20 protein-coding genes and 2 pseudogenes are annotated in these 19,951 nt (G+C 70.3%); 3 read left to right on the top strand and 19 right to left on the bottom strand.

The genetic code is table 11. The annotated features are described in order from the left end of the window. Positions 1–134 precede the first annotated feature (134 nt). Both DI573_RS07600 and DI573_RS07595 read right to left on the bottom strand, forming a co-directional pair. Positions 135–1,421 (bottom strand): DUF2207 domain-containing protein, encoded by a 1,287-nt coding sequence (locus DI573_RS07600; protein ID WP_292812433.1) that lies wholly within the window; start codon positions 1,419–1,421, stop codon positions 135–137. Beyond that, positions 1,418–1,954 (bottom strand): DUF2207 domain-containing protein, encoded by a 537-nt coding sequence (locus DI573_RS07595; protein WP_292812432.1) that lies wholly within the window; start codon positions 1,952–1,954, stop codon positions 1,418–1,420. The genes DI573_RS07600 and DI573_RS07595 overlap by 4 nt, the downstream gene beginning before the upstream one ends. A gap of 66 nt (positions 1,955–2,020) precedes the next feature. Between DI573_RS07595 and DI573_RS07590 the strand changes: the two genes are divergently transcribed. Further along, the gene (locus DI573_RS07590) at positions 2,021–2,455 is read left to right on the top strand and encodes a MarR family transcriptional regulator (RefSeq protein ID WP_292812431.1); all 435 of its coding nucleotides are present in this window, start codon (positions 2,021–2,023) and stop codon (positions 2,453–2,455) included. 193 nt (positions 2,456–2,648) lie between these two features. Here DI573_RS07590 and DI573_RS07585 read toward each other — a convergent pair whose 3' ends face one another. After that, positions 2,649–3,140 (bottom strand): Hsp20/alpha crystallin family protein, encoded by a 492-nt coding sequence (locus DI573_RS07585; protein ID WP_292812430.1) that lies wholly within the window; start codon positions 3,138–3,140, stop codon positions 2,649–2,651. Positions 3,141–3,266: 126 nt separating this feature from the next. Between DI573_RS07585 and DI573_RS07580 the strand changes: the two genes are divergently transcribed. Further along, a complete protein-coding gene (locus DI573_RS07580) occupies positions 3,267–5,198 on the top strand; it encodes an alpha-amylase family protein (protein WP_292812428.1) in 1,932 nt (643 codons plus the stop codon). 16 nt (positions 5,199–5,214) lie between these two features. Here the strand turns inward: DI573_RS07580 and panB are convergent, their stop codons facing one another. From panB to coaBC, 5 genes are all read right to left on the bottom strand, one after another. Then, complete coding sequence (gene panB, locus DI573_RS07575) at positions 5,215–6,108, bottom strand: 3-methyl-2-oxobutanoate hydroxymethyltransferase (RefSeq protein WP_292812427.1); 894 nt, start codon at positions 6,106–6,108, stop codon at positions 5,215–5,217. After that, positions 6,105–6,968: a pantoate--beta-alanine ligase gene (gene panC, locus DI573_RS07570; protein ID WP_292812426.1), complete on the bottom strand. Its 864-nt coding sequence runs from the start codon at positions 6,966–6,968 to the stop codon at positions 6,105–6,107. Before panC ends, panB begins: the two co-directional genes overlap by 4 nt. Further along, on the bottom strand, positions 6,965–7,726 hold the full coding sequence (locus tag DI573_RS07565) for a DUF2520 domain-containing protein (protein WP_292812425.1): 762 nt from the start codon (positions 7,724–7,726) through the stop codon (positions 6,965–6,967). The genes panC and DI573_RS07565 overlap by 4 nt, the downstream gene beginning before the upstream one ends. Positions 7,727–7,801: 75 nt before the next feature. Continuing rightward, positions 7,802–8,734, bottom strand: a complete 933-nt coding sequence (gene coaA / locus DI573_RS07560) for a type I pantothenate kinase (RefSeq protein ID WP_292812424.1) — start codon at positions 8,732–8,734, stop codon at positions 7,802–7,804. Next, the gene (gene coaBC / locus DI573_RS07555) at positions 8,731–9,981 is read right to left on the bottom strand and encodes a bifunctional phosphopantothenoylcysteine decarboxylase/phosphopantothenate--cysteine ligase CoaBC (protein WP_292812422.1); all 1,251 of its coding nucleotides are present in this window, start codon (positions 9,979–9,981) and stop codon (positions 8,731–8,733) included. The genes coaA and coaBC overlap by 4 nt, the downstream gene beginning before the upstream one ends. A 55-nt stretch (positions 9,982–10,036) precedes the next feature. Between coaBC and DI573_RS07550 the strand changes: the two genes are divergently transcribed. Beyond that, positions 10,037–11,764, top strand: a complete 1,728-nt coding sequence (locus DI573_RS07550) for a DEAD/DEAH box helicase (RefSeq protein WP_292812421.1) — start codon at positions 10,037–10,039, stop codon at positions 11,762–11,764. A 22-nt stretch (positions 11,765–11,786) separates the two neighbouring features. Here the strand turns inward: DI573_RS07550 and DI573_RS07545 are convergent, their stop codons facing one another. The 11 genes and pseudogenes from DI573_RS07545 to DI573_RS07495 form a co-directional block, all read right to left on the bottom strand. Beyond that, the gene (locus DI573_RS07545) at positions 11,787–12,866 is read right to left on the bottom strand and encodes an NADH:flavin oxidoreductase/NADH oxidase (RefSeq protein WP_292812394.1); all 1,080 of its coding nucleotides are present in this window, start codon (positions 12,864–12,866) and stop codon (positions 11,787–11,789) included. 64 nt (positions 12,867–12,930) lie between these two features. Next, positions 12,931–13,317: an aspartate 1-decarboxylase gene (gene panD, locus DI573_RS07540; protein WP_292812392.1), complete on the bottom strand. Its 387-nt coding sequence runs from the start codon at positions 13,315–13,317 to the stop codon at positions 12,931–12,933. Between the two features lie 135 nt (positions 13,318–13,452). Next, positions 13,453–14,628, bottom strand: a complete 1,176-nt coding sequence (locus DI573_RS07535; RefSeq protein ID WP_292812390.1) for a zinc-dependent alcohol dehydrogenase — start codon at positions 14,626–14,628, stop codon at positions 13,453–13,455. A gap of 132 nt (positions 14,629–14,760) precedes the next feature. Beyond that, positions 14,761–15,954, bottom strand: a complete 1,194-nt coding sequence (locus DI573_RS07530; protein WP_292812387.1) for a cytochrome P450 — start codon at positions 15,952–15,954, stop codon at positions 14,761–14,763. A 262-nt stretch (positions 15,955–16,216) separates the two neighbouring features. Further along, complete coding sequence (locus DI573_RS07525; protein ID WP_292812385.1) at positions 16,217–16,438, bottom strand: CDGSH iron-sulfur domain-containing protein; 222 nt, start codon at positions 16,436–16,438, stop codon at positions 16,217–16,219. Then, positions 16,435–17,439, bottom strand: a complete 1,005-nt coding sequence (locus DI573_RS07520) for a glycosyltransferase (RefSeq protein WP_292812382.1) — start codon at positions 17,437–17,439, stop codon at positions 16,435–16,437. Before DI573_RS07520 ends, DI573_RS07525 begins: the two co-directional genes overlap by 4 nt. After that, positions 17,394–18,449 (bottom strand): iron-containing redox enzyme family protein, encoded by a 1,056-nt coding sequence (locus DI573_RS07515; RefSeq protein ID WP_292812380.1) that lies wholly within the window; start codon positions 18,447–18,449, stop codon positions 17,394–17,396. Before DI573_RS07515 ends, DI573_RS07520 begins: the two co-directional genes overlap by 46 nt. A 179-nt stretch (positions 18,450–18,628) precedes the next feature. After that, positions 18,629–18,883 carry a hypothetical protein gene (locus DI573_RS07510; RefSeq protein WP_292812378.1) on the bottom strand — a complete coding sequence of 85 codons (255 nt, stop codon included), beginning with the start codon at positions 18,881–18,883 and terminating at the stop codon, positions 18,629–18,631. A 214-nt stretch (positions 18,884–19,097) separates the two neighbouring features. Then, a complete protein-coding gene (locus DI573_RS07505; protein WP_292812375.1) occupies positions 19,098–19,304 on the bottom strand; it encodes a hypothetical protein in 207 nt (68 codons plus the stop codon). Continuing rightward, positions 19,291–19,664: pseudogene (locus DI573_RS07500) on the bottom strand (ATP-dependent DNA ligase). Before DI573_RS07500 ends, DI573_RS07505 begins: the two are co-directional and overlap by 14 nt. Positions 19,665–19,704: 40 nt before the next feature. After that, a pseudogene (locus DI573_RS07495) lies at positions 19,705–19,951 on the bottom strand (ATP-dependent DNA ligase); the annotation flags it as partial.

Raw genomic sequence — 19,951 nt, 5'->3', positions numbered from 1 at the left:
CACGGTAGTTGTTTTGCTGTGGCAGCTACCGACATGTGATTGCAGGACACTCTTGGTGCAGGGACAAGGGCCGGTCGGAAGCCTCTCCGACCGGCCCTTTCTGTGCGCCCGCACGCCGTGATCGCGGCGTCGCGTCACACACCGCCACCCCCGCCGCCGCCACCCCCACCACCGGCAGAACCGCCCCCGCTCGACCCGCCCGACGACGAGGCGGTCGCCGTCGACGCACTGGAGGTCAGCGACGACACGCTCGCCGAGAACGCCGCGGCGTGGAACGGCGCGTTGCCGTAGTACCAGCCCGGCGCACTGTCCCCGTAGCGCACCGCCAGCTCCGACGCCCACTTCTTCTCCTGCCCGAACACCACCGCGTACGGCAGCAGCCGCTCGTAGAGCTCCAGCATCCGCCGCGAATCATCGGCCGAGACAGGCTGCCGCTCGGCACCCTGCGGCGACTGCAGCATGCGGATGCGATCCGCCTCCGCCCAGTCGATGAAGAGCTCGAGCCCCTTCAGATGATCACGCACCTCGGCGCCGTGCGCCGTCAGCGGCCTGCGCGAGAGCAGCCCCGCGACGACGAACACCAGCAGCGCCCCCACGATCAGCAGAACGATCGGAACCGCCGCGAACACCCCGGCCCCGAGCGCCGCGATTCCGAAGACTGTGGCACCCACGGCCGCGAGCACCGCCGTAAGGATCGGCCACACGCGCACGCGCGCGGGCACGACGCGACGCATCCCCTTCCGCTTCAGCGCCTTGTCGGCGTCCGCGAGGATCCTCTGCGCCGTGCGCGAGAGCCTGCTGTCGCTCTTGCCGAGGGTGTAGGTCGTCGCGCCGCCGTGGAACATGCCATCCAGCAGCTCCCGCCCGTTCTCATCGCCGCGCGAGCGGTCGACGAGGTGCAGCTCATAGGTCGTACTGCCCCACTTCCGCGGCCCCTCGACCACGCGCAGCGAGCCCGCGATCGCCTGCTCGAGCACTTCGGCCGGAATCCCCTTGGCCGTCTTGCCCAGAAGCACCGCCGACTCCAGCGCGTCCAGCTCGCGGGGCGGGGTGTACTCGGCGATGATCGTCGGCCGGCCGGGGTCATCGCGCAGTCGTCGCGCGCGCACGACGATGGCCGCGACCAGCGCCGCGATGCCGCCCAGCAGTGAGATTCCCTGCAGCCAGCCGAACGGCGACGCGAGCGGCGACGAATCGAAGGGCATGAACGTTCCCGGCGCGAACCCGACCGCGATCGTCATCGTCTCGTACGGCGCGAGGTCCCCCGTCGACGCCTCGATCCGCGCGCCGGCTCGCTCGTCGGTATCCGCTGCAGCGGAGATCTCGCAGCGATCGGTCGCGCCCGCCGCGCCGACGTAGCAGGCCTGGGCTCCGGTGAGCGCGTCACCGAGCTCGGCATCCATCGTGAGCGTCACGCTCACCGAACCGAACCGAAGCGCTGCGCCCATTCCAGGCCGTTGACGTTCCAGTACAGCTCGTCCGAATCGGTGTCGGCGAACGCCCGCGTCACGTTTTCCAGGTCGTAGGTGAACACGTAGGTCTGCGCGCCGTGCACGAAGTCGTCGGCGCGCGACGTGATCACCAACCGCCCGTCTTCGCTGTCCGTCTCGGCCGCCCGCGGCGCTCCCGTCTCATCCGTCACCGACACGAGCGCCGGAAAGAGCGGGCTGCCGAGGTACGAATCCGGGATGCTGCGCCTCATCCCCCGGTTCTGGTCGGTCTCGGGAAACACGGCCACGAACGTCTCGACCACCCGCATGCGCGAGGTGCCGTCATCCGCTCGGGTGAGCGTGTAGTCGACGTCGAGGCTGTCGAACACGAAGTCGTCGACATCGCCGACCGCGGCGAGGGCTGTCGCCGCGTGAACGGGTTGCGGGGGTGCGAGCGCACCGACCCCCACCCCACCGAACGCGAGGGCGATCGTTACCGCCAGCATCCTGATCATCGTGCGCATGACGCCAGCCTACGGACGCCGCGAACCGACCCGCCGGGGAACCGGCGAGGGCGTATTCTCTTGCCCATGGCCAACCGTCACCTCGCCGTCGACGCGTGGGAGAGTCTCTTCCGCGCGCAGCACGAGGTGTTCTCCGAGATCAGCACCGACTTCCGCGGCACGGGACTCGAGCAGGCCGAATACGACGTGCTTCTCACCGTCACCCGGGCACCCGAGATGACCGCCCGGCTGCGCGATGTCACGTCGCTGATGCTGGTCAGCCAGCCCTCGGTCTCGCGCCTCGTCGATCGCATGGTCACCCGTGGCCTCGTCACGAAGTGCCCCGACCCCGACGACGGGCGCGGCGCCCTCGTGCGCGCGACCGAAGAGGGCGCGGCGGCGTTTCGCCGGATCGCGACGCAGCACGCGCGCACGATCAGCGAGCGGATGTCGCGACTCGACGACGACGAGCTGCGCACCCTGCGCGACCTGACGGCCAAGCTGCGCGGCCCGCGCGACTGACCCGCGGGCCACTGACCCGCCCGGGCCGGGTCTCCGCTGCGTCCTGGCCCCCGCATCGCCGAACCCACACATTTGCAGCGAGCCACCACTCGTCGCGTGGTGGCTCGCTGCAAATATGTGGGTTCGGTCGTGGGCGCGGCCCGCGGGGCGCCCACGACCGGGTGCGGGCCCGCGGGGCGCGCCCACGACCGGATTACTGCTCGACGGGGCGCGGAGCGTCGGCCGCACCGGCACCGGCTCCGGCTCCGGCTCCGGCGTGACTCTCGTGCGCCGTCAGCACCGGGGTCTCGGCGTCGGTCTTGACCTCGACCTTGCGCGGCTTGGCCTTTTCGCTGACGGGGATCGTCACGCTGAGCACGCCGTTGCTGTAGGTCGCCGAGATGTTCTCGGTGTCGATGCCCTGACCGAGGTTGAGCTGACGCAGGAAGCTCGCAGCCTCGCGCTCGCGCGTGATCCACTTGACACCCTCGCCCGCGGCGAGCGTGCGCTCGGCACGGATCGTGAGCAGCTGACCGTCGACGTCGATGTCGACCGAACCCGGGTCGATGCCCGGCAGGTCGGCCGTCAGCACGTAGTGGTCGCCGTCACGGTAGAGGTCCATCGGCATGCGCCGCGGACCGCGGCGGGTGTCGAACAGGCTCGTCGCGAGGCGGTCGAGGTCACGGAACGGGTCATAGGTGGCCATGATTCTCTCCTTCTGTTCTGAATGTCTAGAGTTGAGTCCACTCGACTCAACTGCGATCAGATTAGCACTCTCGACCCGAGAGTGCCAGCTGTTTCGTTCGCCGCTCGCGAACCCTAGAGTGGGGCGATGACACGGCTCGACGACGAGTTCGACATCCAGCGCGGCCCGATCCTCTCGCTCGCCGAATCCCATGCCGGACGGCTCGACGACGCCTTCCTCTCCCGCTTCGGCGCGCACGCGCCGCGCCTGCACGCACTCTTCCGTCGGCTGTACGGCGAACGCCCCGACGGACTCGAGCAGCTGGCGGCCGTGATCGGAGAGGCCGCGGCATCCTGGAACGCCCGCCCTCTCGAACTCAGAGCCCGCGACGCACAGCGCGAGCAAGAGCCCACCTGGTTCGAGAGCGAACGGATGCTGGGGGCCGTCGCCTACGTCGACCGCTATGGCGGCGACCTCGAGGGCATTCGCGCGCAGATCCCCTACTTCGAAGAACTCGGGCTGACCTATCTGCACCTCATGCCCCTGTTCGAGAGCCCCGAGGGCAACAGCGACGGCGGATACGCGGTCTCGAGCTACCGGAAGGTGAATCCCGCCCTGGGCACCATGGAACAGCTCGCGAGCCTCGCCGCCGACTTGCGACTGGCCGGCATTTCGCTCGTGGTCGACTTCATCTTCAACCACACCAGCAACGAACACGAGTGGGCACAAAAGGCGATCGCGCGCGAGCCCGAATACGAGGACTTCTATCTGATCTTTCCCGACCGCGAGATGCCCGACGCCTACGAGCGGACCGTGCGCGAGATCTTTCCCGATGACCACCCCGGTGCGTTCGTGCCGATGCCCGGCGCCGGCAACGAGGGGCGGTGGATCTGGGCGACGTTCTACCACTTCCAGTGGGACCTCAACTACCCCAACCCCGCGGTGTTCCGGGCGATGGCGGGCGAGATGCTCTTCCTCGCCAACCAGGGCGTCGAGGTCCTGCGCATGGATGCCGTCGCCTTCATCTGGAAGCGCCTCGGCACCCCGTGCGAGTCGCTGCCCGAGGCGCACCTGCTGCTGCAGGCGTTCAACGCGGTGCTCGCGATGGCCGCGCCGAGCCTGCTGTTCAAGTCCGAGGCGATCGTGCACCCCGACGAGGTCATCGAATACATCTCGCCGAACGAATGCCGGCTCTCGTACAACCCACTGCAGATGGCACTGACGTGGGAGGCGCTCGCGACACGCGACCCGCGGATGCTGCGCCAGGCTCTCGAGCGCCGGCACGACCTGCCGCCCGGCACGGCGTGGGTCAACTACGTGCGCAGTCACGACGACATCGGCTGGACCTTCGCGGACGAGGACGCCGCCGAGTTCGGCATCCACGGCTACCCGCACCGCCGGTTCCTCAACGACTTCTACGTCGGCCGCTTCCCGGGCTCTTTCGCCCGCGGTGTGCCCTTTCAGGAGAATCCCAAGACCGGCGATGCCCGCGTGACGGGCACGACGGCATCCCTCGCCGGAATCGAGGCCGGCGACCCCGGCGGCGAGGACCGCGTCGTGCTCGCGCACGCCATCGCGCTGTCGACAGGCGGCATCCCACTGCTGTATCTCGGCGACGAGGTCGCTCAGCTCAACGACCGCAGCTACGCCGACGACCCCGACCGGGCCGGCGACAGCCGCTGGGTGCACCGGCCGCACCGACCCGCCGAGCGCTACGCGCAGCGCATGGATGCCGCCACGCCGGCCGGCCGCGTCTTCGCACGCATGATGCGGCTTCTCGAGGTGCGCCGCGCAACTCCCGAGTTCGCGGGCAACAGACTGATCGGGTTCGACGCCGGGCATCCGCGGGTGCTCGGCTACCAGCGGACGGGGGACGGGATCACGACCCGCGTGCTCGCACTCGTCAACGTCGGCGACGACGCCGCACACGTGTCGGCAGAGACCCTGTCGGGGTTTCGCGCGGGCGCCGAGGATCTCATCGAGGGCGGTTCGGTGGATCTCGCGGGCGGATGGATGCTGCCCGCCCACGGCATCGCGTGGCTGCGCGTGACGCCGCGCCCTGAGCCTGTCGCGCCCTGAGCCTGTCGAAGGGCCCTCAGCGACCGGAGTCCGCCAGCAGCACGCGCAGCCGCTCGGCCTCGGCGTCGGGCATGCCGTACCCGTGCTCGGCCGCGGGGTATTGCCGCTCCCGCACCTCACCGGCGTAGGCCGCCACGGCATCGATCATCTCGCCGCGCAGGTGCGCGTACCGCTTGACGAAGCGGGCGGCGGGCCCGTCGTAGATGCCGAGCAGGTCGTGGAACACGAGCACCTGACCGTCGACGTCGGGGCCCGCGCCGATGCCGATCACCGGCACGCGCAGGGAGGGGCGCATGGCCGCGGTCGCGGCGCTCGGGATGGCTTCGAAGACCAGGGCGAAGCATCCGGCGTCCTGCAGCTCGATCGCCTCGTGGCACACCCGCGCGGCCTCGTCGGCCGTGCGGCCCTGCGAGCGATACCCGCCGAGGGTCGCCGCAGTCTGGGGCGTCAGCCCGACGTGTCCCATCACGGGGATGCCGGCGGCCACGAGCGCCCGCGCCCGATCCACCGACGTGCCGCCGCGCTCGATCTTGACCGCATCGGCGCCCGCCTCCTTGACGAAGCGCAGCGCCGTGCGGATCGCCTGCTCGTCCGAGACCTCGTACGAGCCGAAGGGCAGGTCGGCCACGAGGAGGGGCACGGTCATCCCGCGGCGCACGGCCTTGGTCAGCACCAGCATCTCGTCGACCGTCACGGGCACGGTGCTGTCGTATCCGAGCACCGTCATGGCCCCCGAATCTCCGACCAGCACGACATCGACCCCCGCGGCCTCCGCGACCTGAGCGCTCGGGTAATCGTAAGCGGTCACCATGACGATCGGCTCGCCCGCCGCCTTGCGCCGGGCGATCTCGGCGAAGGTCACGGGCGCCGGCGCGGCACCGTCTTCTGCGGGGGTGGGACGGGCGCTCATGCGTGCTCCTTCGCCGGATGCGACAGCATCCTGTTGTCGATCAGACGGGCGCGGCCGACGGGGGCGGCGACGGCGAGCAGCGCGTCGCCTTCGACCGCCTCCAGCGGGCGAAGGTCTTCGGGATGCCGCAGCTCGAGGTATTCCGGTTCGATACCCGCGTCGGCGAGCACTTCCCGCGCGATCGCGAGCAGGGCCGCCGCATCGGTCTCACCGCTCGCGAGGGCGCGATCCGCGGCTTCGAGGGCGCGGTTGATGGCGCCGGCCTGCTGTCGGGCGTCGGCGTCGAGGTACGCATTGCGAGAGCTCATCGCCAGCCCGTCGGGTTCGCGCACGGTGGGGCACGCCTCGATGCGGACGGGGATGTCGAGGTCGCGCACGAGCCGGCGCACCACGAGCACCTGCTGCGCGTCCTTCTGGCCGAAGAACGCGACATCGGGTGCCGTCATCTGGAACAGCTTCGTCACGACGGTTGCGACACCGTCGAAGTGCGCGGGGCCGCGGTAGGCACCGCAGAGCACCTCGGTGAGTCCCGCGATGTGGATCGTCGTGGCGAAACCGTCGGGATAGACCTCGTCGACGGGCGGGGCGAAGAGGATGTCGGCACCCTCCCCCTCCGCGAGCGCGGCATCGCGCGCCTCGTCGCGGGGGTAGGCGGCGAGGTCGTCCTGCGCGTTGAACTGCGTGGGGTTGACGAACAGCGAGACGATGACGAGGTCGGTGTCCGCGCGCGCGCGTCGGATCAACGAGAGGTGCCCCTCGTGCAGTGCCCCCATCGTGGGCACGAGACCCACTCGCCGCCCCGCCGCCCGAGCGTCGCGCACCGCGCCCCGCACCTCGGCCACACTGCGCATGATCCTCATCGGGCGTCCCGTCCTCTCGCGGCGAGCGCACGGGTCGCGGTGCGCAGCACATCGAACACGGGCAGCAGATCGGGGGCGCCGGAGGCGACCGCGTCGCGCTGACGGCCGACCGTCATCTCGTCGCCGCGCGCAACCGGGCCGGTGAGCGCGGTCTCGGGCCCCTGCCGCTGCCAATTCTCGATCGTGGAGCGCACGAGCGGCGCAAGCCGTGCGCGAAGATCCTGCGCGCTCAGTCCGGCGGCGGCCCCGAGCTGCTCGGCCGCATCGAGCAGCGTGACGACGTAGTTCGATGCGATCGAGGCGGCGGCGTGATAGGCCGCGCGCTGCTCGTCGGCGATGTCGAAGGCGTGCGCGCCGAGGCTCGTGGCGAGCGCGAGCGCCGCCTCGCGGGCATCGGCAGTGCGCCCCGCGATGGCACAGCCGATGCCCGCGAAGGCATCGGCGCCCTCGTCCCCCGTGAAGCTCTGCAGGGGATGCAGACCGAAATCGACGTCGAGCCCCTCGAGCGGGGTCGCACCCGAGGTGTGCCCGATGAGGGCGCGGGAGCCCCCTCGGGCACGGGCCGCCGCGGCGGCGGGTGCGATCTGTGCGTCGGGCACGCACAGCAGCACGATGTCGGCGGTGGCGATCTCGCCGCGTCCCAGCGGACCGGTGACATCGATGCCGGCGGTCGCGAAGGCTCGGGCGATCGCCCGGCCGAGGCGTCCGGCGCCGACGACCGCGACCGTGCGCGTGGGGTGCTGCGGGGTGGAGTTCATGGTTTCGCGGCCCGGCCGGTCGAACGCGACCACGCGTTCGGCGTCATCCTGGACCGCGTCCAGAATATCCGCACCTCAGAGCTTGCGGAGCAGAACGCCCTCGACGGTGTGATCGGCCGCCTTCTGCAACACGAGATCGGCGCGGTGCCGTGTGGGCAGCACGTTCTCGAGCAGGTTCGGCAGGTTGACGCCGTTCCAGAACCCGGCTGCCGTCTCGGAGGCCTCGGCATCGGTCAGATCGGCGTATGTGTTGAAGTACGACGCGGGGTCCCGGAAGGCGGCATCGCGAAGCGCCAGGAACCGCTCGGTGTACCACCGGGAGATGTCGTCGGAGTCGGCGTCGACATAGATCGAGAAGTCGAAGAACTCCGACACCGAGACGTCGTTGGGGCGCGGCGGCGGCTGCAGCACGTTCAGTCCCTCGACGATCAGCACGTCCGGTCGGCGCACGATGACCTGCTCCCCCGGCACGATGTCGTAGCTGCGGTGCGAGTACACGGGCGCACGCACCTCGTCGGCGCCGCTCTTGACCGCCCGCACGAACTCGACCAGGGCGCGCCGGTCGTAGGACTCGGGAAAGCCCTTGCGCCGCATCAGGCCGCGGCGCAGCAGCTCGGCGTTGGGCAGCAGGAATCCGTCGGTGGTCACCAGCTGCACGCGAGGCGTGTCGGGCCAGCGCCCCACGAGCTCGCGCAGCAGGCGCGCGATCGTGGATTTGCCCACCGCGACCGAGCCCGCGATGCCGATCACGAAGGGCGTCGTGGTGTCGGCCTCGTGCAGGAAGCGACTGGTCGCGGCGCCCAGCGACTTCGCCGACGCGGCGTAGTGGCTGAGCAACCGGCTCAGCGGCAGGTACACCTCGCGCACCTCGCGCAGGTCGAGCCGATCGGCGAGGCCGCGGATGTGCGCCACCTCGTCGGCGGTGAGCGGCTGCTCCATGTCGGCGGCGAGGCGCGCCCATTCGGCGCGGGTGATCTCTCGAGAGGTCGAGGGGGCAGGTCGGCTCACGCGGGTCGCCGCACGACCAGATCGAGCACCGCATCGGCGACGGCGCGCTTGCTGCCCGAGACCTCGGCCACGACCGCGCCCGAGGAATCCAGCACCAGCGCGGAGTTGTCTTCGGTGCCGAAGCCGCGCCCGCCACCGACGGCGTTGGCGACCAGCAGGTCGGCGGGCTTGCGCGCGATCTTCTCCCGCGCGAGCGCCAACAGCTCGTCGCGGTCGGCCGCGGTCTCGGCCGCGAAGCCGACGACCGTGCGTCCCGGCACGGGGTGCGCGAGAAGATCGCCCAGGATGTCGGGGGTGCGCGTGAGCACCAGTTCGGTGCGCTCGCCGAGGGCGAGCTTCTTGAGCTTGCGCGTCGCGGGCTCGGCCGGCGCGAAGTCGGCGACGGCGGCGGTCATCACGACCACGGAGGCGACGGGCGCGAGCCGGGCGACCTCGGCGGCGAGTTCGGCCGCCGTCTCGATGTCGATCCGCGCGATGCCGGCGGCGTCGAGGGCCGCGACGGGTGCGGCATCCATGTTGGCCGCGAGCACCGTCACGTCGGCGCCGCGGGCGCGTGCGGCCAGCGCGAACGCCGCACCCTGCTTGCCGCTCGAGCGGTTGCCGAGAAAGCGGACGGGATCGATCGGCTCGCGGGTGCCGCCCGCGGTCACGAGCACGCGCTGCCCGTCGAGGTCGGCCGCGGGCGGGGTCTCGCGGGCCGAGGCGGCGGTGAGAGCTGCGGCGGCGAGAGCTGCGGCGGCGATCTCGTCCGGTTCGCTCATGCGTCCCGGGCCCACGTCCGCGCCGGTGAGGCGGCCGGAGCCGGGACCGACGATCGTGACTCCCCGCCCGGCGAGGGTGCGGATGTTGGCGACAGTGGCGGGATGCTGCCACATCTCGGTGTGCATCGCGGGAGCGATGACGAGCGGCGCGCGGCTGGCGAGCACCGTCGTACCGAGCAGATCGTCGGCGAGGCCGGTCGCGAGCTTCGCGATCGTGTTCGCCGTTGCGGGCGCGATGACGACGACATCCGCCTGCTGTCCGAGCGCGACATGGCGGACGGCGGCGACATCGTCGAAGATCGAGGTGTTCAACGGGTGGCGGCTGATCGCCTCCCAGGTGGGCGCGCCGACGAACCGCAGCGCGGACTCGGTCGCGATCACGCGCACTTCGTGACCGGCGAGCACGAGCTCGCGGACGAGGAGCACCGCCTTGTACGCGGCGATGCCGCCCGTGACACCCACGACGATGTTGAACGGCCGATCCATGATGTGCCCACTGTACAAGTCGCGGCGGCACCGTCCGGGGGACTACCGTCGCAGCATGGGCCCCTCCACCGAGAACGTTCCCGTCGAGGCAGAGCCTGCCCGCGTAGAACCCACCTTCACCGAGCTCGGACTCGACGACGCCGTGCTCCGCGCGCTGAAGGATGTGGGCTATGAGACCCCATCCGCCATCCAGGCCGCCACGATCCCGCCGCTGCTGTCGGGCCGTGACGTCGTGGGCCTCGCGCAGACCGGCACCGGCAAGACCGCCGCCTTCGCGCTCCCGATCCTCTCTCAGCTCGATCTTGCGCAGAAGACGCCTCAGGCGCTGGTGCTCGCGCCGACCCGCGAGCTCGCGCTCCAGGTCTGCGAGGCGTTCGAGAAGTACGCGGCGCACCTGCGCGGAGTGCACGTGCTGCCGGTCTACGGCGGGCAGGGCTACGGTCAGCAGCTCTCGGCGCTGCGACGAGGGGTGCACATCGTCGTGGGCACGCCGGGCCGCATCATGGACCACCTCGACAAGGGCACCCTCGACCTGTCGGAGCTGCGCTTCCTCGTGCTCGACGAGGCCGACGAGATGCTGAAGATGGGCTTCGCCGAGGATGTCGAGACGATCCTCGCCGACACACCCGCCGACAAGCAGGTCGCGCTCTTCTCCGCGACGATGCCGGCGCAGATCCGGCGCATCTCGGCGCAGTACCTCAACGAACCCGAAGAGATCACCGTCAAGACGAAGACGACGACCTCGGCCAACATCACCCAGCGCTACCTCGTGGTCTCGTATCCGCAGAAGGTCGACGCGCTCACCCGCATCCTCGAGGTGGAGAACTTCGAGGGGATGATCGTGTTCACGCGCACGAAGAACGAGACCGAGACCCTCGCCGAGAAACTGCGCGCCCGCGGCTACACGGCCGCGGCGATCAGCGGCGATGTCGCGCAGGCCCAGCGCGAGCGCACCGTCAATCAGCTCAAGAGCGGCAAGCTCGACATCCTGGTCGCCACCGATGTCGCGGCCCGCGGGCTCGACGTCGACCGCATCAGCCACGTCGTCAACTTCGATCTACCGATCGACACCGAGTCCTATGTGCACCGTGTGGGCCGCACCGGGCGCGCCGGGCGCACGGGCGCGGCGATCAGCTTCGTGACCCCGCGTGAGCGTCGCATGCTGACCGCGATCGAGAAGGCCACCCGCCAGCCCCTGACCGAGATGAAGCTGCCGAGCGTCGACGACGTCAACGCCACACGCCTCACGCGTTTCGACGATGCGATCACTGCGGCGCTCGCCGACCCCGCCCAGATCGGCGTCTTCCGCGACATCGTCGCGCACTACGTCGAGCACCACGACGTTCCCGAGGCCGATGTCGCGGCCGCCCTCGCGGTGGTCGCGCAGGGTGAGACCCCCCTGCTGCTCGAACCCGACGCGGCACCCGAGCCCCGCTACGAGCGCGATCGGCACGAACGCGGCGAGCGCCGCGAGCGCGGCGAGCGACGTGCCCGGGGAGGCGGCGGCTCCCTGACCACCTACCGCATCGCCGTCGGGCGCCGGCACAAGGTCGAGCCCCGGCAGATCGTCGGCGCGCTGGCCAACGAGGGCGGGCTGCGGCGGGAGGACTTCGGGGCGATCCAGATCCGGCCCGAGTTCTCGCTCGTCGAGCTGCCCGCCGACCTCTCCCGAGAGACGCTGCAGCGCCTCGAAGGCACCCGCATCAGCGGCAAGCTCATCGAGCTCAGACCCGACCGCTTCAGCGGCTCGGCGGGGCGCGAGGACCGCCCGCGGCGGCGCTGATCCGCACCGCGACCGCGCCGGCTCAGGCGAAGGCGCGGGCGTAGGGACCCGGGCCGTAATCGAGTTCGACGCCCAGCTGGCGTGCGGCGCGCAGCGCGAAGTGCGGGTCGCGCATCATCTCGCGTCCGACGAGCACGACGTCGGCCTGCCCGGTGATGAGCACCTGCTCGGCCTGATACGCCTGATCGATCATGCCGACAGCGGCCGTGGGCATGCCTGTCGCCGCCCGGATCGCCGCGGCGAACGGCACCTGGTACCCGGGCCCCGCGGGGATCGTCGCCGTGGCGACGTTGCCGCCCGTCGAGACATCGATCATGTCGGCGCCGCGCTCGGCCGCCCATCGCACGACCTGCTCGGTCTCCTGGGGCGTCCACCCGCCGGGCGTCCAGTCGGTCGCCGAGAAGCGCACGAGCAGCGCCACGTCCGGGCCGATCTCGGCGCGAACGGCCTCGACGGCCTCGAGGACGATCCGCGCCCGGTTCTCGAGCGAGCCGCCGTAGGCGTCGGTGCGGCGGTTGCTCAGCGGCGAGAGGAACTCGTGCAGCAGGTACCCGTGCGCGGCGTGGATCTCGACCATGTCGAAACCCGCGTCCACGGCTCGCCGCGCGGCCGCCGCGAAGGCCGCCACGACCGCCTGGATGCCGTCGACGTCGAGTTCGCGCGGAGTCTCGAGCCCCTCGAAGGCCACAGCGCTCGGCGCGACCGTCGGCCACCCGCCCTCCGCGAGCGGCACCGAGCCGCGCCGGGTCTCGCCCCATGCGCGATAGGTGGACGCCTTGCGACCCGCGTGGGCGAGCTGGATCCCCGCCGCCGCGCCCTGATCGTGCAGGAAGGACACGATCGGCGCGAGCGCGTCGCGCTGCGCGTCGTTCCACAGCCCCAGGTCCTCGGGGCTGATGCGTCCCTCCGGCACGACCGCGGTCGCCTCGAGGATGATGGCGCCGACCCCGCCCTTGGCGAGCGATCCCAGGTGCACGAGGTGCCAGGCGGCGGGCATCCCGTCCCGGCTCTCGGACGAGTACTGGCACATCGGCGGCACCCAGATGCGATTGCGGGTCGTCATCCCCCGCAGGGTGAACGGGGAGAAGAGGGCGCGATCCATGGGGCTCCTGGCGTCGTGGGCGATGGGGCAGTGGGGTCCGGGGTTACGGGTTTGCGGGTCGCCGCTAGGCGCCGGTGCGCAGAGTGGCGACGTCGTCGTCGACCTCGATGATGGTGTTGGTCCTGTCGACATGGACGACGACGGGCTCGTAGTCCACCAGCTCGTCGCGGGAGTACTGCCCGTAGGTGATGACGATCACGGTGTCGCCGCTGTGCACGAGGCGCGCGGCTGCTCCATTGACTTGGACCACGCCGCTGCCGCGCTCGCCGATCAGCGCATAGGTCTCGAAACGCGCCCCATTGTCGACGTCGAGCACGTGCACCTGCTCGTTCGCGCGGATGTCGGCCGCGTCCAGCAGGTCCGCATCGATCGTGATCGACCCGACGTAGTTCAGATCGCTGCCGGTGATCGTCGCGCGGTGGATCTTCGATTTCAGCATCGTGCGCAGCATCCGCGCCACCTCCACATCCCGGGCCGCCCGGCCGCCCGGACGGGAGCGGCGCCGGGACCGCCTCGGATATCGTACGGCCCCGGCGCCGCGGCGGCGGTCGGGTGGCGGTGCGGATGGGCGCCGCGCGGGCTCCCGTCAGGGCTCGAGCACGACCTTGATGCAGCCGTCCTGCTTCTTCTGGAACGTCTCGTAGAGCTCGGGCGCCCGGTGCAGCGGCACGCGGTGGGTCGTCAGATCCGTGACGCCCAGCGGGTCGGCGGGGTCCTCGACGAGCGGGACGAGGTCATCGATCCACCGCTTCACGTTGCACTGGCCCATCCGCATGCTGATCTGCTTGTCGAACATCGTCTTCATCGGCAGGATGTCGGCGTCTCCCGCGTACACCCCGCTCAGTGACACCGTGCCGCCACGGCGCACCACGTCGATCGAGGCGTGCAGCGCGGCGAGGCGATCAATGCCCGCGCGGTCCATGAGCTTCTCGGCGATGGCGTCCGGCAGCATCCCGATCGCGTCCTGGGCGAATTTGATGCCAGGGTTGCCGTGCGCCTCGAGCCCTACGGCGTCGACGACGGAGTCGGCGCCGCGCCCCTCAGTCAGATCGACCAGCTCGTCCACGACGGTGTCGGTGAGGTCGTAGGTCAGCACACCGTGGCGCTCGGCCATCGCACGCCGCTCGGGCTCGGGGTCGACCCCGAGCACCCGGTAGCCGCGATGCACTCCCACCCGGGAGACGAACTGGCCGACCGGGCCGAGCCCCATGACCGCCAACGTGCCCCCCTCGGGCACGTCCGCGTACTGCACCCCCTGCCAGGCGGTGGGCAGGATGTCGCTGAGGAACAGGTAGCGGTCATCGGGCAACTCGGCACCGACGCGGATGTGGTTGTAGTCGGCGAGGGGCACGCGGAGGTACTCCGCCTGCCCACCGGGAACCTGTCCGTACAGCTTGGTGTAGCCGAACAGGGCGGCGCCGCTGCCGTATTCGCGCACCTGCGTGGTCTCGCACTGCGACTGCAGCCCCCGGCGGCACATGAAGCAATGGCCGCACGAGATGTTGAAGGGCACGACGACGCGGTCGCCGACGGCCAGCTGCGTCACATCCGAGCCGACCTCGACGACCACGCCCATCGGCTCGTGGCCCAGGATGTCTCCCGCGTCGAGGAACGGCGCGAGCAGTTCGTACAGGTGCAGGTCCGAGCCGCAGATGGCCGTCGATGTGATCCGCACAATCGCGTCCGTCGGGTGCTCGATGACGGGGTCCGGCACCTCCTCCACGGTGAGCGTGCGCTTGCCCTGCCAGGTGAGTGCCTTCATGCGTTCCACGTCCTTCGTCTCGAGATCGTCGGTGGATGCGGGGCGCCGGGCGCCGGCATCCGTTCACTCCTCGTCCGATCCTGCGGGGGCGGGGGCGTGCGCGCACAGGGGTTGACAGGAGAGAGGGGGCCGTCACCCGTGGGGGAAAGGACAGCGCGACCCGGTGCCCACCGCGCGCACCCGGCCGCCGGACGCGGGCTTGGTCGGCAGCCGGCGCCTGTTCACCCTCAGCCCTTCGCCGTTGATGCTCAACCCCGGATCGCTCAACGTCGCGATGGCCGTCGCGAGGGCGGCGATCGCGAGCTTCTCGCCGGGGCAGCGGTGCCCGTGCGCCGGGTCCCCACCCCCGTGGGGCACGAAGGCCTCGATGCCTTCGTAGTCGTCAGCTCCCTCGAACCGCTCCGGCGCGAACCGGTCGGGATCCTCCCAGGACTCCGTGTCGGTGTTGGTGCCGAGGATATCGAGCACGACCCGGCCGCCGGCGGGAACCCCCTGACCGTCGAGGGTGACATCGACGATCGCCTTTCCCGGCAGCATCGGCACGAACGGTGCGGTTCGCCGCACCTCCTGTGCGAAAGCCGTCGCGAGAGCACCGCCCGCGAGGGTTCCGCGCTGCGCCGTTTGGGCGGCGATCCGATCGCGCCAGTCGGGCTGATCGTGGAGCTCCTTCGCGGCGAAGGCGACGAATCGCGCAACCGCGATCGTGGGCCGGATGGTGTTCTGCAGCTCGATCCCCGCGGTACGGGCGGGGAGCAGGTCACCGCTCAAGTCGCGGTGCCATGCCCAGGTGTGCAGGGCGGTCTCGTTCGGCGGCGACAGCTGCCCCGCTCGCACTGCCTCGATGAGGCGCTGGGCATGTCGGTCAGACCACCAGCGATTCACCGCGGCGAGGGCGAATTGGGGCGAGTAGGGCACTCCGAATCCGTCGACGATCTGCGCCAGCCGCGCTGACCAGCGCGTCTGTGCGGCACGGGTGCCCGGCAGCCCCGCCCACAGCATGACGGCCCGGCCGATCGCGCCGACCGCGGCGTCGTATGCGGAGCGATCGCCGCCGGCGAGCCAATCGGCGCGCTCGATGCGCCACTCGGCCTCCAGAAGGGGCGAAAGGCGCGTGACCTGGGCATCCTCGTAGGCCACACCGAGGAAGGCCGACTTGCGGCGGCGGTGGTCTGCCCCGTCGAGGCTGTGCACCGAGCCGTGGCCGAACAGGGTCTCCTGGACAAGCGCCGGCATCGCGCCGTGCCGGGCGATCCTGGACTCGTCGTAGAAGAGGCGAACGCCCTCGCGCCCGCGGACGAGGACGGCTTCATCCCCCAGCAGTCTCATCGGCGCGGCACGCGCCCCGGACCGTGCGCGTTGCCAGATGTGGGCGCCGAATCCATACCCGCGGGTGAGGACGGCGAGTGAGTCATCCCGGACCAGCGCGCCCACTCGCCCCGCGCGATGCCGAAGGGATACCGCCGCGGTCCGGAGGATATGTTCACTCTGCATACGCCCACCGTCGCACTCCGGCGTGACGGGCTCCAGGGGGAGGCGCATAGCGGCGCCTTGTGCTACCGCCGACGCCGGAGCCTTCACCGGCAGAGCGTCAAGGCTCGGGAGTGGCGGATGTACGAAATCCCGTCAGCTTGTGGCTGCCGTCGCACCACGGCTTGATGAGCGACGCGCCGCATCGGCAGAGCGCCACCGTGCGCCGTGGTTGCGCCACGCTGCGACCGTTCTCGTCGATGATCTCGACGCGTCCGCGCACGATGAGCGGCCCATCCGGGTAGGCCCGGATTCGGGCCGGCCTCTCGCCGGGCTCTGTCATGGTCGTCTTCTCCCTTGCCGGGGCGTGGGCGATGCCGCCCTGATGAAGCGCTCGCCGCGGTACGGGACGCCGCCCCGCAGCCGCTGGATCAGGGCGATCCAGATCGTGATCGACCGTTCCGCCGTCCAGACGAGTGCCCAGAGATCCCCGCTCATCGGGAAGTGCGCGGTCCCGTCTCCGCGGCGGCGGCCGATCTCGGCGGTCGCGATGATCGCGCACGCGGCTCCGGCGAGCACGCCCCACCGACGCCGAGCGAACGCGAAGACGCAGAGCGGAAGCAGCGCGAGTTCCCGGATCAGGCGCACGGGCTGCGCGAAGCCGTCGTAGGCCTGCCTCACCCGTTGGTCCCAGAATCGCCCCGTTGAGGGGGGAATCCGCCGCACGAGGATGTCTCGCGCCACGTCGACGTTCCCTCCGTGTGCGCGCACGGTGCGCTCAAGCTGGAAGTTCTCGAACAGCACATCCGTGTCGTATCCACGATCCGGCAGGGCGCCGCGGCGCAGGGCCACCGTGCCCGAGTAGTCGCCGCCGAGGGCGCGATTGAGCAGGATGCGCCCGCTGTCCCATCGCGCGTGCCACGGCAACGGCGAGAAGTAGTTCTGCGGGCGCACGAGGTCGAACACCGCGAGCCGCTGGATGATCGCCTGCAGCGCTGCCACGTCGTACCGCACATCGTCATCGGCGATGATCACCGTCTCGTGGCGTGCCCTCGACAGGCCGGTCATCGCACCCCGCGCCTTGCCGTTGCGTCCCGGCCATTCCGGTCGGATGTGACGCACCCAGGGCCAGGCGCTCTCATGCGCCGTGAAGAGCGGGTCATCCGAACCGTCGACGACGGTCACCTCGACCAGGCCCGCGATCTCTCGGAGATAACGCGACATCTCGCCGGAGCCACGATCGTCCTCCCACCGCAGCGGCAGGACGTACTCGACGGGCCAGGGCGGGGCCTCGCCGTTCATCCGCGCGCGGGGGCGCGCAATGACGAAGCGCCCCGCTGCCACGCGGCCAGGATGCCGTCGGCCACCCATCCGTCGACGGCCAGGCACGCCGCGGCGCCGAAGAAGATGTCACTCAGAAGCTCGGGGCGATCCTCGGCCAGCCCGCCGGCGAGATCACGACCCGCGATCTGCTCGTGCACGGCGTCGGCTTCGACGTGCTCGTCGAAGTACCGGGTGACATCCGGACCGAACCCCAGCCGGCGGAAGCCATCGCCGTACAGTCGATTGGGCAGGGATGATGTCATCTCGAACGCGGCGAGGTGGCCGACGACGGCACCCAGAAGGCGCCGATTGAGGCCGAACATCGACATCAGGTTCATGGACGCGAGCGTCAGCGCGGGAACCGAATCGATGTACCGACCGTAGGCGTCGTCGAGACCGGCGCCGCGCAGGGTGCGGGCGAAGATCTCGGCATGCATCCGCGGGAGGTCGCCCGCACCGTACTCGTCGGACTGGATCTCCACCAGAGCGGCCTTCGCACCGCCGGTCAGACGCGGGATCGCCCACGAGTGGGGGTCGGCTTCGCGCAGGGTGTAGACGCTGCGATGGATCAGGAACTCCCTGAGCTGATCCGCAGTCGCCTTCTTCGCCACATGCCGCGACAGGCTGGGGCCCGGGACCGGGGACGTCATCGCGAAGAGCGCAGCGGCCACCGACTCGGCGTCTGCCGGGGGCAGGTGCGGCACCTGGATGTCGCGACGCAGCGTGTCCTCGAATCGTCTCTCGAGCGCGGCCCGTGCCGCGATCAGATCCGTGCTCCACTCCCAGGCCGGGTCGATGAAGGACAGGGAGCCGTAGTGACCTGCGTAGAGCAGGAACAGTGTGAGCTGCACGTCGTCGTCGCGCAGGGGATCGGCGATGCCCGTCAGCACGTCCTCGGTGAGTGCGGCGAGGTGCGGCGCTCCGTCGGCGGGCGATGCGGCGAGCGTCTCAAGCAGCGACGCGCTGAGCGGGCCTCGGGCCTCGAACGGAGCGCGCAAGCGGTCGATATCGGCGAGGACGGAAGTACTCATCTGGACCTTCGTTCTGCGGGGTGACAGCAGGGTGACGAGTCCGGGAGGTACCGCCCCCCGCCTCCCGGACTCGTCGTCTCAGGGTCTGCTCTCCGGAGCGCCTGCGGCCGTTCTCCGCCTACGGTATGTCCGGCGGTTCATACATCCGCGGGGCTTGACGCGCCGATGGGGCGATGGCATCATCGCGCGCGCGGCGGGAAGTGCGGAATGGGCACCGGACGTTGCGCGCGCACTGCCCGTCGCGCGCGCGGCGCGAGCAGGGAATCGGCGACGGCCAGCGCGTCTTCGAGAGTGTCGAAACGCGTGTCGGCATGCGTGTCGCGCAGCCATAGGACGGTGACATGATCCTCTGCGCATTCGACGAACGCAACCAGTCGGCGCGGGTCGCTTTCGTGCAGCGCCGGATCACACAGGCGCCAGCATCCCTCACCCACCCGGGTGAGCTCGATTCGTGCGGGTGCAGCCTCAGCCATCGCCCCAGACCTCCTCGACTGGTTGATGTGCACCGCGTCCGCCGTCGGAACCGACGCGGTCGACCGAGGTCGCGGACTTCGGGAAGCCTGCGTCCTCTGGGTGCCCTTCGATTGTCGCTGCTGCGCCGCGCCACCCGAAGGGGGTTGACAGGGCACGTCGCCGTCGCTTAGCCGATCAGTCGTCGGAAGGGATGGGAATCAAGGCGATCGGCGTACCGCCGCTGAGCCAGATATATGCATCTCGCCGGGACCCCTCGCCGTCATTGACCACCATCCAGGCGCCCCCCGCCTGGGCCTCGGACACCTCCCGCCGCACGTCGTCGAACTCGCGGCCGCCGATGCTGTAGAGATGGCCGGCGTAGTGGACGTCAATGCGCTTCATGAGGAATCCCGTGGATGCTGAGGCCGTGGGCGCCCGCCTCGTACTCGGCCGGCTCCGGCACCGCGTACAGGCCCGTCGGTGAGTTCGCCGCATAGACCAGGGCGTCCACCCACGCCCGGTTGATGTTCGGCTTGCGACTGCCGTAGAACTTGTAGACCTGCCGTAGAACTTGTAGACCACCGAGCATCGAGGATGAATCCACACCGTGGTGCGCCCGACACCGATGCTCGAGTCGTCCTTCCACGTGAAGTGGAAGGACTCGCCGCGGCGCATCTTGGCCCCGATCACGAGCTGCAGATGGGCCAGCAGCCGGTCGTCGAAGTCGACTCTGACGAGGGAGTCGTAGATGAACTTGCCCATGTAGATCCTTCCGCCAGGCGCGATCGTCCGTTCGCACACGCTAGAAAGCGAGGCTGCTGAATAGGACGGGGAGTCGCTCCGCGACCTGTTCGCGACTGTCCGGTTCCGGCACGATGTGGAGGCCTGGCGGGGAGTTCGCCACGTACATCAGCGCCGTGATCCATGCGGGATTTATCTCGGGACGGCGGCTGCCGTAGAACTTGTAGACCACCGAGCATCGAGGATGAATCCACACCGTGGTGCGCCCGACACCGATGCTCGAGTCGTCCTTCCACGTGAAGTGGAAG

It is taken from the genome of Microbacterium sp. (genome assembly GCF_003248605.1).
Classification (GTDB): domain Bacteria; phylum Actinomycetota; class Actinomycetes; order Actinomycetales; family Microbacteriaceae; genus Microbacterium.
This window is presented reverse-complemented; position numbering and strand designations above follow the sequence as displayed.

Bases quoted from the DNA above. Each gene is read 5' to 3' on its own strand.
- DI573_RS07595 (WP_292812432.1), bottom strand. From the start codon at position 1,954: ATGCGCACGATGATCAGGATGCTGGCGGTAACGATCGCCCTCGCGTTC.
- DI573_RS07590 (WP_292812431.1), top strand. From the start codon at position 2,021: ATGGCCAACCGTCACCTCGCCGTCGACGCGTGGGAGAGTCTCTTCCGC.
- DI573_RS07585 (WP_292812430.1), bottom strand. From the start codon at position 3,140: ATGGCCACCTATGACCCGTTCCGTGACCTCGACCGCCTCGCGACGAGC.
- DI573_RS07580 (WP_292812428.1), top strand. From the start codon at position 3,267: ATGACACGGCTCGACGACGAGTTCGACATCCAGCGCGGCCCGATCCTC.
- panB (WP_292812427.1), bottom strand. From the start codon at position 6,108: ATGAGCGCCCGTCCCACCCCCGCAGAAGACGGTGCCGCGCCGGCGCCC.
- panC (WP_292812426.1), bottom strand. From the start codon at position 6,968: ATGAGGATCATGCGCAGTGTGGCCGAGGTGCGGGGCGCGGTGCGCGAC.
- DI573_RS07565 (WP_292812425.1), bottom strand. From the start codon at position 7,726: ATGAACTCCACCCCGCAGCACCCCACGCGCACGGTCGCGGTCGTCGGC.
- coaBC (WP_292812422.1), bottom strand. From the start codon at position 9,981: ATGGATCGGCCGTTCAACATCGTCGTGGGTGTCACGGGCGGCATCGCC.
- DI573_RS07550 (WP_292812421.1), top strand. From the start codon at position 10,037: ATGGGCCCCTCCACCGAGAACGTTCCCGTCGAGGCAGAGCCTGCCCGC.
- DI573_RS07545 (WP_292812394.1), bottom strand. From the start codon at position 12,866: ATGGATCGCGCCCTCTTCTCCCCGTTCACCCTGCGGGGGATGACGACC.
- panD (WP_292812392.1), bottom strand. From the start codon at position 13,317: ATGCTGCGCACGATGCTGAAATCGAAGATCCACCGCGCGACGATCACC.
- DI573_RS07535 (WP_292812390.1), bottom strand. From the start codon at position 14,628: ATGAAGGCACTCACCTGGCAGGGCAAGCGCACGCTCACCGTGGAGGAG.
- DI573_RS07530 (WP_292812387.1), bottom strand. From the start codon at position 15,954: ATGAGACTGCTGGGGGATGAAGCCGTCCTCGTCCGCGGGCGCGAGGGC.
- DI573_RS07525 (WP_292812385.1), bottom strand. From the start codon at position 16,438: ATGACAGAGCCCGGCGAGAGGCCGGCCCGAATCCGGGCCTACCCGGAT.
- DI573_RS07515 (WP_292812380.1), bottom strand. From the start codon at position 18,449: ATGAGTACTTCCGTCCTCGCCGATATCGACCGCTTGCGCGCTCCGTTC.
- DI573_RS07505 (WP_292812375.1), bottom strand. From the start codon at position 19,304: ATGAAGCGCATTGACGTCCACTACGCCGGCCATCTCTACAGCATCGGC.